The 14,964-nt window shown below is 58.6% G+C and carries 17 protein-coding genes; 9 read left to right on the top strand and 8 right to left on the bottom strand.

What is annotated here, in order from left to right; all coding sequences use genetic code 11:
- Positions 1 to 30: 30 nt before the first annotated feature.
- The 8 genes from ACOH1Z_RS07580 (at position 31) to ACOH1Z_RS07545 (ending at position 5,458) form a co-directional block, all read left to right on the top strand.
- Positions 31 to 831, top strand: a complete 801-nt coding sequence (locus ACOH1Z_RS07580) for a metal ABC transporter ATP-binding protein (protein ID WP_449647835.1) — start codon at positions 31 to 33, stop codon at positions 829 to 831.
- Complete coding sequence (locus ACOH1Z_RS07575; protein ID WP_449647834.1) at positions 828 to 1,733, top strand: metal ABC transporter permease; 906 nt, start codon at positions 828 to 830, stop codon at positions 1,731 to 1,733. Before ACOH1Z_RS07580 ends, ACOH1Z_RS07575 begins: the two co-directional genes overlap by 4 nt.
- A gap of 10 nt (positions 1,734 to 1,743) precedes the next feature.
- Entirely contained in the window at positions 1,744 to 2,127 is a 384-nt protein-coding gene (locus ACOH1Z_RS07570; RefSeq protein ID WP_449647833.1) for a Fur family transcriptional regulator, read from the top strand.
- 169 nt (positions 2,128 to 2,296) lie between these two features.
- Positions 2,297 to 2,533: a 50S ribosomal protein L28 gene (gene rpmB, locus ACOH1Z_RS07565; RefSeq protein ID WP_010204490.1), complete on the top strand. Its 237-nt coding sequence runs from the start codon at positions 2,297 to 2,299 to the stop codon at positions 2,531 to 2,533.
- Positions 2,533 to 2,700 (top strand): 50S ribosomal protein L33, encoded by a 168-nt coding sequence (gene rpmG, locus ACOH1Z_RS07560; RefSeq protein WP_009773536.1) that lies wholly within the window; start codon positions 2,533 to 2,535, stop codon positions 2,698 to 2,700. The genes rpmB and rpmG overlap by 1 nt, the downstream gene beginning before the upstream one ends.
- Positions 2,701 to 2,702: 2 nt before the next feature.
- Positions 2,703 to 3,008, top strand: coding sequence for a 30S ribosomal protein S14 (gene rpsN / locus ACOH1Z_RS07555; protein WP_449647832.1), 306 nt, complete (start codon positions 2,703 to 2,705; stop codon positions 3,006 to 3,008).
- Positions 3,009 to 3,079: 71 nt separating this feature from the next.
- The gene (locus tag ACOH1Z_RS07550) at positions 3,080 to 3,370 is read left to right on the top strand and encodes an HU family DNA-binding protein (RefSeq protein WP_449647831.1); all 291 of its coding nucleotides are present in this window, start codon (positions 3,080 to 3,082) and stop codon (positions 3,368 to 3,370) included.
- Positions 3,371 to 3,526: 156 nt separating this feature from the next.
- The gene (locus ACOH1Z_RS07545) at positions 3,527 to 5,458 is read left to right on the top strand and encodes a bifunctional copper resistance protein CopD/cytochrome c oxidase assembly protein (RefSeq protein WP_449648212.1); all 1,932 of its coding nucleotides are present in this window, start codon (positions 3,527 to 3,529) and stop codon (positions 5,456 to 5,458) included.
- Here ACOH1Z_RS07545 and ACOH1Z_RS07540 read toward each other — a convergent pair.
- Positions 5,455 to 6,501 carry a hypothetical protein gene (locus ACOH1Z_RS07540; protein ID WP_449647830.1) on the bottom strand — a complete coding sequence of 349 codons (1,047 nt, stop codon included), beginning with the start codon at positions 6,499 to 6,501 and terminating at the stop codon, positions 5,455 to 5,457. The genes ACOH1Z_RS07545 and ACOH1Z_RS07540 overlap by 4 nt on opposite strands.
- A 95-nt stretch (positions 6,502 to 6,596) precedes the next feature.
- Here ACOH1Z_RS07540 and ACOH1Z_RS07535 point away from each other — a divergent pair, with 95 nt between their 5' ends.
- On the top strand, positions 6,597 to 7,895 hold the full coding sequence (locus ACOH1Z_RS07535) for an ATP-dependent DNA helicase (protein ID WP_449647829.1): 1,299 nt from the start codon (positions 6,597 to 6,599) through the stop codon (positions 7,893 to 7,895).
- A 39-nt stretch (positions 7,896 to 7,934) separates the two neighbouring features.
- Here ACOH1Z_RS07535 and ACOH1Z_RS07530 read toward each other — a convergent pair whose 3' ends face one another.
- The 7 genes from ACOH1Z_RS07530 to ACOH1Z_RS07500 form a co-directional block, all read right to left on the bottom strand.
- Positions 7,935 to 8,831, bottom strand: coding sequence for a carbohydrate ABC transporter permease (locus ACOH1Z_RS07530; protein WP_449647828.1), 897 nt, complete (start codon positions 8,829 to 8,831; stop codon positions 7,935 to 7,937).
- Positions 8,828 to 9,709, bottom strand: coding sequence for a carbohydrate ABC transporter permease (locus ACOH1Z_RS07525; RefSeq protein WP_449647827.1), 882 nt, complete (start codon positions 9,707 to 9,709; stop codon positions 8,828 to 8,830). Before ACOH1Z_RS07525 ends, ACOH1Z_RS07530 begins: the two co-directional genes overlap by 4 nt.
- Before the next feature lie 86 nt (positions 9,710 to 9,795).
- Positions 9,796 to 11,064, bottom strand: coding sequence for an ABC transporter substrate-binding protein (locus ACOH1Z_RS07520; RefSeq protein WP_449647826.1), 1,269 nt, complete (start codon positions 11,062 to 11,064; stop codon positions 9,796 to 9,798).
- 2 nt (positions 11,065 to 11,066) lie between these two features.
- On the bottom strand, positions 11,067 to 12,470 hold the full coding sequence (locus ACOH1Z_RS07515; RefSeq protein WP_449647825.1) for a protein O-GlcNAcase: 1,404 nt from the start codon (positions 12,468 to 12,470) through the stop codon (positions 11,067 to 11,069).
- Complete coding sequence (locus tag ACOH1Z_RS07510) at positions 12,467 to 13,216, bottom strand: SIS domain-containing protein (RefSeq protein WP_449647824.1); 750 nt, start codon at positions 13,214 to 13,216, stop codon at positions 12,467 to 12,469. The genes ACOH1Z_RS07515 and ACOH1Z_RS07510 overlap by 4 nt, the downstream gene beginning before the upstream one ends.
- Complete coding sequence (locus ACOH1Z_RS07505) at positions 13,213 to 14,136, bottom strand: N-acetylglucosamine kinase (protein WP_449647823.1); 924 nt, start codon at positions 14,134 to 14,136, stop codon at positions 13,213 to 13,215. Before ACOH1Z_RS07505 ends, ACOH1Z_RS07510 begins: the two co-directional genes overlap by 4 nt.
- A complete protein-coding gene (locus ACOH1Z_RS07500) occupies positions 14,136 to 14,894 on the bottom strand; it encodes a GntR family transcriptional regulator (protein ID WP_449647822.1) in 759 nt (252 codons plus the stop codon). Before ACOH1Z_RS07500 ends, ACOH1Z_RS07505 begins: the two co-directional genes overlap by 1 nt.
- Between the last annotated feature and the right edge of the window lie 70 nt (positions 14,895 to 14,964).

The raw sequence follows: 14,964 nt of genomic DNA, 5'->3' as shown, positions 1-14,964 counted from the left end.
TCCGCTAATCTCCGCAACCCCCGTGCCAAAATGACAGCGGCGCCCGTTCTCAGCATCCGTGGTGGTGCACTCGGCTTCGGCGACCGCACGCTGTGGTCAGGACTCAATCTGGACGTTGCGCCTGGCGAGTTTGTGGCGGTGCTTGGGTCAAACGGTTCGGGAAAGTCGAGCCTGCTAAAGGCAATTCTGGGGCAGCAAAAACTTGATGCCGGCACGATAACGGTTGCCGGGCATCCGGCTCGCCGTGGTGATCGCTGTATTGGGTACATTCCGCAGCAGAAACTTGCGGCGCCGGGTACTCCCCTTCGCGGTCGCGACCTGGTGACACTCGGTGTTAATGGTCACCGCTTTGGGGTGCCGACCCTCCCCCGCAGTGTGCGGTCTCGAGTCGATGAGCTGATCGCGTCGGTTGGTGCCACTGATTATGCGAGCCAACCGATTGGTTCGCTGTCGGGTGGAGAGCAGCAACGTTTGCGAGTCGCGCAATCCCTCGCCGATGATCCGGTGTTGTTGTTGTGTGATGAACCTCTGCTGAGTCTTGATCTGCAGCATCAGCGTGGAGTTTCTGAGCTCATCGATGCTCGTCGTCGTGATCATGACACTGCGGTGATCTTTGTCACGCACGATGTGAATCCGGTGCTGGGCATGGTTGATCGGATCCTGTACTTGGCTGGTGGCAAATTTACGGTCGGCACCCCTGATGAGGTGCTGCGCAGCGATGTTTTGACTGAGCTTTATGGCACCCCCGTGGAGGTGGTTCGCATTAGTGGTCGCGTTGTCGTTGCTGGCATTCCTCAGGGCGATCACCACCACGATGAGGAGGTTGCATGACCTTCGACGATTTCTGGAGCCAGATTGCTGGCTTCACTGACTATTCAGAACTACTCTCCCTTGTTCGGTTTTCGCTGATCGCTGCGGCCGTGCTTGGTATTGCTGGTGGGCTCATCGGTGTGTTTGTGATGCAGCGTGACATGGCGTTTGCGGTGCACGGCATCAGTGAACTCTCGTTCGCGGGTGCAGCCGCTGCCCTACTGTTTGGGATCAATGTTGTTGCCGGGTCGATTGCAGGCTCGCTGATTGCCGCGATTCTGATCGGGATGCTCGGGGCGAAGGCTCGCGACCGAAACTCCATTATTGGTGTGCTCATGCCGTTCGGGATGGGTCTTGGCATCCTGTTCTTGGCGCTCTACCCTGGACGAAGCGCCAACAAGTTTGGCCTCCTCACCGGCCAAATCATTACGGTTGACGGCCCGCAACTTGGCTTGCTCATTGGGATCAGTGTTGTTGTCTTGGCTGCACTGTTTGTGGTGTGGCGCCCGCTCACCTTCGACAGCCTCGACCCCGAAGTTGCGGCAGCGCGTGGCGTTCCTTCGCGGATGCTCTCGCTGGGGTTCATGGTGCTGCTCGGTCTGATGGTTGCTGTTGCGGTGCAAATCATCGGTGCGTTGCTTGTGATGGCTTTGCTCGTGACGCCGGCGGCAGCCGCAATGCGCGTGTCGTCGTCGCCGCGCCTGGTTCCTGTGCTCAGCATGATTTTCGGATTCGTCTCTGCAACCGGCGGTGTTTTGTTGGCGATTGGCGGCTCGCTGCCGATCAGTCCGTACATCACGACTATCTCTTTTGTGATCTACCTGGTGTGTCGCGTTATTGGGGCTCGGCGGGGTCGTGGGCGCAGCGTGAGCCGGGCATCCAGAGCGCCGATTTTCGCTTTTGGCGGGGCAGGCAAAAGTTAGAATGGCAACCATGAAACGCAATACGTGGCAGCGAGAAGCGGTGCGGGATGCTCTGACCGAGTCAGAGGGTTTTGTGAGCGCTCAGTCGCTACACGGTGCGCTCCGCGATGCCGGTAGCTCGATCGGCCTGGCCACTGTCTACCGTGCGCTCGCTGACCTTGCCGGAGCCGGTGATGCTGACTCGCTTCAGCAAGACGGCGAAAGCCTCTTTCGGGCCTGCACGCCCGACTCTCACCACCACCACCTCATTTGTCGCGAGTGCGGAACAACCGTCGAAATCAAGGCGGATGCGGTGGAACAGTGGGCTAAGAATGTGGCCGCAGAGCATGGCTTTACCCAGCCGCATCACATCGTGGACGTCTTCGGGTTGTGCCCAGCGTGCTCTAGCACGTAACATATACCGTTGATCGAGTGGTTTCTTCCACTCTCGCACACACATCCCACCCTGATTAGAGCGGTGCTTTTTTACTAAAGCGCGGCTGTGAGCAGAATGCAGTGTGTGTGCCGACAAGTGATCTTGGGTAAGGCTTAGTCCTTACGGTAACTAGAACAGGAGTATGACCATGGCAGCAACCTGCCAAGTGACCGGCGCCATTCCCGGCTTCGGACACGCTATCTCGCACTCGCACCGTCGCACGAAGCGTCGTTTCGACCCGAACATCCAGAAGAAGACGTACTACGTACCGTCGCTTCGCCGCAAAGTAACCCTTCAGTTGTCCGCCAAGGGCATCAAGGTTATTGACGCTCGTGGCATCGAATCCGTTGTCAAGGACCTCCTTGCACGTGGGGAGAAAATCTAATGGCTAAGGCACAGGACGTACGTCCGATCATCAAGCTCCGTTCAACTGCTGGAACGGGCTACACCTATGTGACGCGCAAGAACCGTCGCAACAACCCCGACCGCCTCGTACTGAAGAAGTACGACCCAGTGGTTCGCAAGCACGTTGAATTCCGCGAGGAGCGCTAAACATGGCTAAGAAGAGCAAGATTGCAAAGAACGAACAGCGCAAGGTCATCGTTGCGCGTTACGCTACCCGTCGTCTCGAGCTGAAGAAGGCTCTCGTCGACCCAGCAGGAACTGACGAGTCACGCGAGGCTGCACGCCTCGGACTTCAGAAGCTTCCTCGCGATGCTTCGCCGATCCGCGTACGCGGTCGCGATGCCATTGATGGACGTCCCCGTGGATACCTCAAGCAGTTCGGTGTTTCCCGTGTTCGCTTCCGTGAAATGGCTCACCGGGGCGAGTTGCCCGGAATTACCAAGTCAAGCTGGTAGATTCCAAGCGGTTCCAACGTTTTCTAACGTTCGGGAACAACTAACTGCACAACGTCCCGAGGAGGACCACTATGGCTGACAAGTCGCTAAACCGTACTGAATTCGTAGCGGCGGTTGCCGCACAGTCTGGCCAGAGCCAGGCTGCCGTATCCGGCGTCGTTGACGCTTTCTTCGCTGTACTGTCCGAATCGGTCGGCAACGGAGTTAAGGTTTCGATCCCAGGTTGGATGGCTGCAGAGCAGACGTTCCGCGAGGCTCGTACCGGCCGCAACCCACAAACGGGTGAAGCAATCCAGATCAAGGCCAGCCACGGCGTAAAGCTCAGTGCAGGCAGCAAGCTCAAGGCAGCAGCCAAGGGCTAAGTAGCAAACTTAACAAGGGCGGCATCCTTCGGGGTGCCGCCCTTGTTGGTTAACGCCGCAATTGTTGGATAGCGTCCCAGCATCGTGGGCTGGCTCTCATTGTGCGCCGAGTACTCTTGACTAGTGCTTAGAATCAGCCGGATTGCCGGGCCCGCCATGCTGCTGCTGGTCGCCTTCGCCGCAGTTGTTGTCGGTCTCCGGTTCGGTGGTGGAGCTGAGGCACCAATCTTGCTCGATCCCGGTGCCGTCGTTCGGTGGGGACTCCCGATCTCCAAGCTTTTCGTCAATCTTGGTCTTGCGGCCACTATTGGTGGGCTCATGCTCGCGATTTTTGCCATGTCTCCGAAGCGCGATGAGTTCACGCTCACTCTTGACGTTGCCGCAGCGGGCGCAGCTCTGTGGGCCGTGGCATCCGCTTTCACGGGATTCTTCACGTTTCTGGCGGTGCGCAACCAACCCATCGACTTCACAAGCGCCTTTGGTGACGTTCTCGCGAGCTTTCTGACCGTAACCGAGTTAGGCCAAGCCTGGCTCGCAACCGTGCTGATAGGCGCTGCGGTGACAGTGTTGTGCTTTGCGGTGCGCAACCAGACCGTGCTTGCCTTCGTGTTGGTGCTCGCAGTTGCCGGGCTTGTGCCCATGGCGCTTCAGGGCCACAGTGGCGGAACAGCCGACCACGATGCCGCCACGAGTGCAATTTTCTTGCACCTCGTGTTCGCTGCACTCTGGCTTGGCGGCCTTCTCACGATCGCCATTGCGCAATCGAAGCTCACTAAGAATCGACTGACGCTTGTCTTGCGTCGCTATTCAACGGTTGCCCTCATCAGTTTCCTCGTCGTGGCAGTCTCCGGCTATGTGAGCGCCGAGATCCGCGTCGAGAACCTCGGCGACCTATTGACGCCCTACGGCCTCCTCGTTCTTGTCAAAGTCTTCGCCCTGATCATGCTCGGCCTGTTTGGTGCCGTCTATCGCAACTATGCGATTGGTCGACTCGAATCGAGTCAGACCAAGAGTCGCGGATGGTTCTGGTGGATTGTCTCCGCCGAGCTGGCGTTCATGGGACTTGCCTCCGGTGCGGCTGCCGCTCTAGCAGCGACGCCCACCCCGGTTCCCGAGATCGAGGCGTCGGATCTTCCCGACTCCTCCCCCGCCGCCTACCTCACTGGCTCTCCGTTGCCGCCGACGGTGTCTGCAAGCAACCTCTTCAGCCTCTGGAGCTTCGACCTCATTTGGGTGCTCATTTGTGCCTTCGCGGTCTTCTTCTACCTCGCGGGCGTCTGGCGACTCCACAAACGTGGTGACCGTTGGCCGATCTACCGCACCGTGTTCTGGATCATGGGCATGTCGTTGCTGTTTTACATCACCAACGGTGGTGTGAACGTCTACGAGGGCTACCTCTTCTCGATGCACATGCTCGGTCACATGACGTTGGGCATGATGATCCCCGTGCTTCTTGTTCCCGGCGCTCCCATCACCCTCGCGATGCGTGCCATTGCTCAACGCACCGATGGCAGTCGCGGCGCGCGCGAGTGGATTCTGCTCATCGTGCACTCCCGATATCTGGCTGTTATCGGGCATCCGGTGGTGGCAGCGGCCATTTTTGTGGTCTCACTGTGGGTCTTTTACTACACGCCGCTGTTCCGCTGGGCAACGACAGACCACGTGGGTCACGAGTGGATGATCATCCACTTCTTGGGATCTGGTTACCTATTCGTGCAGTCACTTATCGGCACAGACCCATCGCCCCATCGCCCCGCCTACCCCATTCGGCTTCTCATTCTGTTGGCCACTATGGCTTTCCACGCCTTCTTCGGGCTTGGCCTGATGACAGGAACCGGGCTTCTGCTGGCTGACTGGTATGGGGCCATGGGGTGGGATACGGGCGTTAGTGCGCTCCAAGACCAACGCATCGGCGGTGGCATTGCGTGGAGCGTCGGAGAGATCCCGACAATCTCGCTGGCAATCGCGGTGGCCATCATGTGGAGACGCAGCGACGGCCGAGCGTCTGTGCGCTATGACCGCAAAGCCGCACGTGATGGGGATGCCGAACTCGACGCCTACAACGAGATGCTGGCCAACCGACGCTAGTTCGGGTACTGGGCCGTGATCAGCAACTTGTCATCCGGCAAGAACGTCACGAGATAGCTCGCACTGAAGCTCACGTCTTGGTCGAAGGTCGAAACGGAGCCATCAAAAATCGAGCGCACATCGACGCGCAAGTGGGCTGCGGCATCCGTGGGAGGCATCAACCAGCTCGACGGCTCCGATCCGGGCGTGAGAGATACGGGCGGATATTCGGCGATGCTCCACTCCGGTGTGGTCACAATGCGGTTGGACATGGGCTGCCCGAATGGGCATCCGGTCGGAAGCAAGACTACTTGAGTCGCACACTCGTCGAGATATCCATCGACTTCGCGCTGAACCTGCGCAATCATCGCCTTGTTTGCCACGACATCCAGTCGAGCCCGCACGGTGCTGCCCGGCTCCGTGGCGGAAACAACGATCGATTCTGCCGTGAGGAATTTCGAGGTGTGGGTGATGTCGAAACTGCTCGGAGTCAACACAACGTAGGGAGACGGCGCATCCGGTGATGCTGCAACGAAGTCGGTGCCGTTGGCGGTGAACTCTTGAGAATTCAGAACCGTGAGCCGAACGATTGTGAGCGGAGGGGTAACGAAGTCCCACTCGGCGAAGACACCAAAGTTAGTTCCCGCCCGGGTCACAGTGAAAGTCGACTCTGCTGCTCGGCCGTCTAACTCAAAGCTGAAAGTGACCGTCTGGGTGCCGTCGGCGTTGGCCTTACTGTCAACCATCTCGATGTTTTCGAGAGTGCTGAGCGCTGAAGGACGCAGCAAATCGTGCGAACCAGCAAGCAACAGAGAGCCAGCACCGGTCGTATCAATGGGCGTTGCCCCAGAACCATCGTCGGATGCCGCACCATGCTCTTCAGGCACGTAGATGTCAGCAATGTCGAGTGCCGCGGTCATGTCATGGCGAGCGAGAGCGCCGAGATAACTGCGGACGAAACCCTGCGAACTGTAGATCGTCGAATTCAGGACGACAACGGTGATCGCGAAGGCAGTAATGATCAGCCCGAGAACGATCGACCAGGTAACAAGCTCGCGACGCATTAACACATCCTAAACGGCTCGGGAGAAAGATATCCGACCCCACCAAAGTGTTGCTGAAGGTGGGGAGCCGTCACCAGCAGCATTAGGGTGATTGCGTGTCAAAAATCACCCTGTCGCCAGAGCAAGCAGCCGTTTTCGCTGCAATCGAAACGACGAGCGAAAACCTCTTTGTTACGGGGCGCGCTGGCACCGGGAAATCGACCCTGCTCAATCATCTCTCAGAGAACACGTCGAAGCAGATCGTGATCTGTGCGCCGACCGGAGTTGCGGCGCTCAATGTTGGTGGCCAGACGATCCATTCGCTGTTCCGCTTACCCATTGGGGTTATCGCCGATCACGAGCTCGAGCAGAATCCTCAATTGCGCAAGCTACTCAACACGATAGAAACCCTCGTGATCGATGAGGTCTCGATGGTCAACGCAGACCTGCTAGACGCAATAGACCGCAGCCTGCGTCAGGCCCGCCAACGCAAAAATGAACCATTCGGTGGCGTGCAAGTCGTGCTTTTCGGGGATCCGTATCAGCTAGCGCCGGTTCCCGGTGATCCGGATGAGCGAGCCTACTTCGAAGATCGCTACCGATCGATGTGGTTCTTCGATGCCCTCGTGTGGGAACAGACCGATCTGACGATTTATGAACTGACGAGCATCCACCGCCAGCACGAAGGTGAATTCAAGTACATGTTGAACGCCGTGCGCCATAACGGCGTGACGGCAGAGATTGCTGAACGACTAAATACGGTCGGTGCGCGGCCTGCTCCGACCGACGGAACGATCACGCTTGCGACAACAAACAGTGCGGTCACCCGGATTAATGCCACAGAACTTGCACGCCTGCCCGGCAAAGTTCTCACGGCGAAAGCAGAGATCTCTGGCGAGTTTGGTGGACGTGCCTATCCCGCCGATGACGCGCTCGACCTCAAGGTTGGTGCTCAAGTGATGTTCTTGCGCAACGACACCAACGAGGGCGGAACCCAGCGTTGGGTGAACGGAAGCGTTGGCACAGTGACCAAGATTGCGTCAACGGTCTGGGTGGAGGTTGACGGTCGCGAGTACGAAGTGAAGCCGGCGATTTGGGAAAAGTTTAAGTACTCGTACTCTGCGAGAACGAAGGCGCTGCGCAAAGATGTCGTTGCCGAGTTCACCCAGTTTCCGCTGCGACTCGCGTGGGCCGTCACGATTCACAAATCACAGGGCAAAACCTATGACAGCGCCATCGTCGACCTCGGATCGCGCTCGTTTGCTCCGGGCCAAACCTACGTGGCGCTGAGTCGAATCAGCAGTCTAGAAGGCCTCTATTTGAGTCGACCGCTGCGACCGAGTGACATCATCGTTGACGACAACGTTGTGCGCTTCATGTCACGAACCCAACCCATTCCCGCTATCGAGGCCTAACGCTGCGGATGCTCCGCTGTCGTCGGGTGGTGGCGACGGCTACTTGACGCTTCCGGCCGTGATGCCTTCGACGATCTGCTTGTTGAAGACGATATAGATCACGATCATTGGCAGCGTCACTATCGAGAGTGCGGAAAACAGCAAACCGTAGTCGGTTACATACCGGCTGGAGAATGCCAGCAACCCGGTGGGGATTGTCTTGAGCGCATCGTCCTGGATATAGAGCAGGGCGAGGAGGAACTCGTTCCAGCTGGCGAGCGCAGAAAAGATGGCAACGGTGGCGAGTCCCGGACGCAACAGCGGCAACGCGATTGATCCGAAGACGCGAAGGTCGCTGGCACCATCGATGCGGGCAGCCTCAAAGAGTTCGTCGGGCACCGCATCGAGATAGACCTTGAGCAGGTAGACCGCGAGCGGGAGCCCCATGGCGGTGTAGGGGATGATGAGAGCCCAGCGGGTGTCGGTGATGGCGAGTTGGGTGAACATCGTTGACTGCGCGATGAAGTACGACTGCAACGGTAACAGCAACCCGAGTGCGAGTAACCCCATTAGAAGGTTACGACCGCGGAAGCGATAGCGGCTAAAAGCGAAGGCCGCCGCAGCACCAAACAGCAGGATGCCGAGCACTGATACTCCCGTGACTACTGCACTGTTGAGCGCGTACTGCCCGATGTGGCCGATCTGCCAAGCCTCGACCCAGCGGCCGAAGTCAATCTCCGTCGGGAGGGCAAAAGGGGTGGAGAAAATAGCCGAGTTCGACTTGAAGCTAGAGAACACCATCCAAAGCATGGGAAAGAAGAAGACAACGGCGATAACGATGAGCGACAGGGTGAAGAGCAGGTCGGGTACGCGCCCCAGCGGCTTCGGCCAGCGGGAGTCACGGACCCGCTTGGAGTTCTCCTGCCGTGCCTCAGTCACACGGATGTCGGTGCTCACGCGCTCACCCTTTCAGGCTTCTCGCGGTTGACCCTCGTAAAGACGAGCCCTAGCGCCACGACGACCGCGGTAAGAACGACAGCCATTGCGGATCCGTAGCCAACATTCCCGAAAGTGAATACAGACTTGACTAGATAGGTCGTCGGGATCTCCGTCGCACCGTAAGGGCCACCATTCGTCATGACATAGAAAAGATCGAAGCCCTGAAAACCACCCGTGATGCACAACAGAAGCGCCACGGTGATGGCGTTGCGGATCATCGGTACCTTGATGCGACGAAAGAGTTGCCACTCGTCGGCACCATCCAAGCGTGCCGCCTCGATCACTTCGGTCGGCACTTGGTTGAAGGCGGCATAAAAGATCGTCATATAGAAACCGGCATATACCCAGCCGGAGACGACGCTCACAGCGAGGAGAGCCGTTGCCGGGTCCCCAAGCCACACGCGTTGCAGGTCATCGAGGCCGAAATTCACGAGGGCCGCATTCAGCAGACCAAAGTCGTTGTTGTATACGAAAGCCCACAACACGGCGACAACCACCATAGGGAGCATGACAGGAGTAAAAATTGCGACCCGGAACCACAGCGATCCCCGCCGCTTCACGCTCACCAGGCCAGCGAGCACAAGCCCAACGATGACCTCGAGCACGATTGTTGCCGCAATGTAAATCAGGACGTGCACGAAAGAATCTCGAAAGACAGAATCATTCGCGGCCTTGATGTAGTTATCGATACCGACGAACACCATCGTGCCGTAGCCGTTCCACTCCGTGAAACTGTAGGCGAACGTCATCACCACAGGAAAGAGCACCGCGAAACCAAAGACAGCCATGGCGGGCACCAAGAACAGGTACGGGGTGACCCTGCGGTTGGGCTTCATGGACTCGGTGCCTCTCGGGAAGGATGCTGATCGCCCACCCTCGGGTTGGCGGGCGATCAGCGAAGTTGGCTAACTAAGGGGATGCGTTAGCCAATCTTCTGATCTATGCCGGCAACGGCATCCTCAGGGGAGCTCTGACCACCAAGCACTTCGGCAAGTGCCGCATAGAGGGCGTTTGCCGTTTCGAGGTCATAGCCAGTATCTGGCGGGAGCACGATAGCGGGAGCGGACTCCAACATGTTGATGAGGCCGGCGCTGCGCGAGTCAATGTCTTCGCCCGATGACGCCGAGAGGGCCATGGGTGTCAGCTCGGCACCGATGAAGGCCTGAACATTCTCATCGTTGTTGAGCAAAGCGAGGAACTCTGCCGCTAGGTCTTGTTTGCTGCTCTTCGCATTGACGACATAGCCGGTGACAACACCAATGACGCTCTCTTGGTTGCCATCTCCCGGCATTGCTGGCAAGTTCACGTAATCGAAGTTGAGATCGGGGGCCTCATCGATTGCCCAGCTTACGAGCCACGAACCGATAGCGTGCATCGCCGCTTTGCCCTGGAAGAAGAGTTGTGCTCCCTCGTTGTCGTCAACAGCGTTCGCGCTCTCGTTGACACAGTTGTGGTCGGCAAGTTCCTTGACGTAGCCGAAGGCTTCTACCCACTCGGGAGTGTTGAAGTCGGTCTCTCCAGAAAGCGCCGAGCTGTAGACGTCTTCGCCGACAACGCGCGAGGTGAGGTGGGCTAGCCAGTTTCCGGCAGCCCACAGATCCTTATTTCCCGACGCGATGGGAATGATGCCCTCGGCATCCAGAGCGTCACAGGTAGCCAGCAATTCATCCCACGTTGTGGGAGGCGTGAGTCCGGCATCCGCAAAAATGTCTTCGTTGTACCAGAGCACGTTTGCGACGTCGGCAGCGTGCGGAACCATCACTACAGCGTCATCGACGGTCAGTGAGGTGAAAACGTCTTCATCGAAAAGCCCGGCGATCGGCCCGGTCGTTACTGCCACAGTAAGATCCGCGGCGAAGCCGTCAGCGGCACGCTGCTCAAGGCGAGCACCCGCCCACTCAAAGTAGATATCGGGAGCATTGCGTCCGTTCAACAGATTGGGGAGGCCAATCGTTTGATACAGGTCATCGTCCTGGTAATTCATCTCGACCGTAACGTCGGGGTTTGCTGCTTCAAACTGAGCCGCAACGTCATCCCACACGCGAATTTGCGCTTCGCCGGGTGACCCCATCGCAATGCGCAAGACGTTGTCATCTGAGCTGCCGCCGCCGGCCGAACAACCAGTGAGAATGAGAGCAGTCGCGCTCAGCGCTGCAACGGCGCCGGTTATCGTCTTTCGCCTAATAGTCATGATCAGTCCTTTGCTGTAGGTGATGCAGTAACGGGTGATGCATTAGCAGGTGATGCGGGTGGTGAGCCCCCGGCGGCGACAAGCTCCGCCAAAGTCATATCGATCAGATCGCCAAACACTCGACGGTGTGCACTTCGCAGCCTATCGAGGAACGGGCGAAGAACTGCGGGACCGTCAGAATCAAGTCGATCATCAGCAGCAAGCGTCGCCACTTCAACGAGGGCAAGCGAGCCCACCCGGAACGACTCAAGCCACGGGCGAACCTCGGCGATAAGTTCAGGATTACTAACCGGGCCGTCGAGCAAACGATCCGCGGCCTGCACCATTAAGTTCGCACGCTGCAGTAGCTCAGTTGCGGCTCGGGCGCGATCGCCGTAGTCCACCTCGAACGTGAAGCGCTCAAGAGCCTCTGCGAGATCCGGAGCATCGTCGAGCGAGAGACACGAGGAACGAACCGTGTCAGCAAAGAGGCTGAAATCGGCTGCGTTCTCTGGGCCAACGACATCCAGAATCGCTTGCTTCCAGCTAGCTTCGGGGTCGTATCCCTCCGGGTCGCGCAGATAATCGGCAATGGTGGCAAACGGAATCTTGGATGACTCGAAGAGTTCCATGCCGTTGGCAATGATGCCGGTGGAGAAGCGGTACAGCTGGGGGTCGCGGCCTTGGTAGGGGCCGATGTGAAGTTCGTGGCCCATCGCAACATCGTTCACGGGGTAGTTATCCCAGTAGGTCGGCGGGCGGCCGGTCGATCGCGCGAACGCGGCGGCGTCAGTGAGGTCAAGGGTCGCGGAGCAAATCGCACGCCCCGTCCAGAACAGGTCAATTCGGGGATCAATCCCGGTGCCGAGGCGGGTGATGTATTCCTCGGTTCCATAGCCCCAGTACTGAGTCGGGCAGACAGTGAGGTGAGTGTCGCTACTGAATTGCGAGAACACAGTGCCGATCAGCGACTGTTGTGCGTCAACAAGATCAGCGAATGCAGCCTTATCCTCGGGATGCTGTAGCCGGGTGGGGATGTCGTCGAGCAGCAACCCAAAACTGGTGACGCCCAATTCGCGCACGGCGCCGAACTTGGCCAAGAGCATCTCGTGATCGGTGCTGCTGGAGTATTTGATGGTGAGGCCGGGGGAGAGGCAGTACAGGAACGTCATATTTAGCGCGGCACAGTGGTCGATGAGTTCGGCAAGGCGGGTGAGCTCCGCGCCGGCATAGGGTGTGCGCCATTCGTGGCGAACGAGGGGGTCATCTTTTGGCGAGTAGACGAAGGTATTCATTCCGCGCTCGGCGAGAAAGCTGATGAGGTCGAGTCGTTGTTCGTGACTCCAGGGCGGCCCGTAGAACCCCTCAATCACGCCTCGGATCGCGAAGGGCGATCCAGGATGTGTGGTGCGATCGGCGCTTGTCATACCGCAGTCACTTTGGTGGTGAACTTGTGATTGCCAGCATCACCGGTGCTCGTGTTGCTGCTCTCATAAATGTCGGGAATGACTCCCTCGTCAACGGTTAGTTGAATGGCTTCTGCCATGACCGCGTTGAGAATCGCTGCACCAACGACGGTGGAGGTTGCCGAAACTCGCTTGTCGATTCCGGTGATGTCGACGGCGGCGTCACCAACAGAGCCGCCGTTGTCGATCACGACCGTTGCCAGTTCATGAAGCTTGGGTAATAGCGTTGGCCGCGCGGCAGGCGAGGTCGCGTGGTTGAGGCTCGTCAGTGCAATCACGGGAATGCCTTGATCGAGCGCACGCTGAGCGAGCTCGGAGGTGACCGCGTTGCTTCCCGAATTCGAGGCAACGATCAGCACATCGCCTGGCGAAAGTGGGTGGTCAAGCAGCAGAGCATCGGCAAGACCGGGCAGGCGCTCAAGCGAGGTGCTGAGCGGTGCACTCGCGTGCAACATGAGGCCCTCGAAGAGAATCGGGTGCACGTTGACGAGACCGCCAGCCCGGTAGAAGAGTTCTTCGGCGAGCATGTGGGAGTGCCCCGTGCCAAATACATGAACGATCCGTTTGGCAATCAATGCGTCGGCAATCAGTCTGGATGCCGCAACAATGTTTTCGGCTTCGTCGGTGCGCAGCCGTTCGAGGAGTTCGATCGCGTGTGTGACGTAGCGCGAAGCGGGGGACTCGACGTTGAGTGCGGTTGGCGTCATGATGCTGACTCTTCTTTCCACACGTGAATGAGTTCTCGATAGATGTTGTCGGATTCGCCGGCGCCGAGAAGAAGTGCTCCGTCGAGGGATGAGGCATCAGCGGGCTGAAAAGAGAGCCCTTCCGCTGCGAGCAGTTCCACGAGTCTGGCGAATAGCACCGTGTTGGGGCCGAGTAGTTTGCCGCCTAGCGCGAGTGGGGCGTCTTGACCGACCCAGTGGAGGCCAACGCGAGCGGTTTCGAAGAGTTCTCGCGCGGCATCGTTGACGATTACGTTTGCTACGGCATCTCCTTCGACGGCAGCAGTGAGCACGTCGCGAGCGAACTGCGAAATGCGGTTCACTGGGCGGTGCACGCTGTGAAGGCGGGCGGCAAGGTTCTTGAGGCCCGCAAACTGGCTTTCGGCTCGTTCGGTGAGCAGCGTGGTTTCGCCGCGGCCATCGAGTTGTTTGAGCACAGCGGCTACTCCGCGGCTGCCGACCCAGAATCCGCCACCCGCGTCACCGAGGAGGTAGCCGTGGCCATCGATAACTCGAGATTCGCCGCTGTTCTTCAGGGCGAGACATCCGACACCGGTGCCGGTAATTAGTGAGACTCCGGCTTCGGCCGAGAGCGCTCCGGCGTGGGAGGTGACGGTGTCGTCGGCGATCCACACTTCGCGCGCCCCGGTTGTTGCTCCAATGAGGGAGCCCAGGCGTGCTGCGGAGGCAGAGTCAGGGGGGGACGTTGTCAGGCCAAGAACAACGCGGTCAACTGGCGCGAACCGACCATGTTTCCAGGCGCTGGCAATCGCATTGTGTACTGCTCGAACAGTGTCACCCTCAAGTCGGCTAACACCATCGACCTCGACGGTTCCTGGTTGGGCCGAGCTTTTGAGACGGATGCCGGACTGGCCGCCATCAACACCGAGAACACTGAGCATTAACTATTCCTTGCTTGTTCGGGAGTGAATGCTGCGCCAGACACTTGAGCGGTGAGTTGATATTTGTCACCGCGGTAGAAACAGTTGGCGATCATGATGATCGTGCCGCGCGAATCAGAATCGACCATGCGGATGCGCAGACAGGCTTGATCTGCGGGAATGGTGAGTAACTCGCGCACGCGTTGGTCGGGGAGTACCGGCTCAATAGACACGTTCGCGGCGCCGGGGATGATGCGGTAGCGGGTGCTGAGAAGCTCGTAGAGAGATCCTCCGAGTTCGCCACCGTTGATCCCGGGAACGAAGGCTTGGGGAATCCACACAGTTTCAACACCCATCGGCTCGCCACTGCCCAGCCGCAGGCGGGTAAAACTAACGACGGGGTCACCGGGGGCGATCTGTAGTTGAGCGGCGATTGCCGTGTCTGCTTCGGCCACGCGGTAGGCCAACAGCCGCGCGCTTGGCTCAAGGCCGCGGTCGCGCATGTCCTGAGAGAACGAGGTGAGTCCGAGGAGGCGAACGAAAGGCTGGGGGGTCACGTAGGTTCCGGAGCCGTGCCGACGCTCAACGAGTCCTTCAGCGACGAGGGCATCCACTGCTCGACGAATGGTCATTCTGGCGACACCACACTGTGCGCTGAGGTCGCGTTCGCTGGGCAGGCTCTTGCCAACCTCGGTCGACGCGACCAACTCTCGCAGGCGCGCCCTGAGTGTGTTTCGGGTTGATTCCATAACTACGGTCACCCTCACATTAGAGTCCATTTGGTTATCCCCGGTAAAGGGCACATTAGACCAATTTTCGAATTCTGCCAATGAAATTTTGGGGGTATAT

This window comes from Rhodoglobus sp. (genome assembly GCF_053580035.1).
Note: the sequence above shows the minus strand (reverse complement) of the source record. Positions and strands in the feature narration are given on the sequence as shown.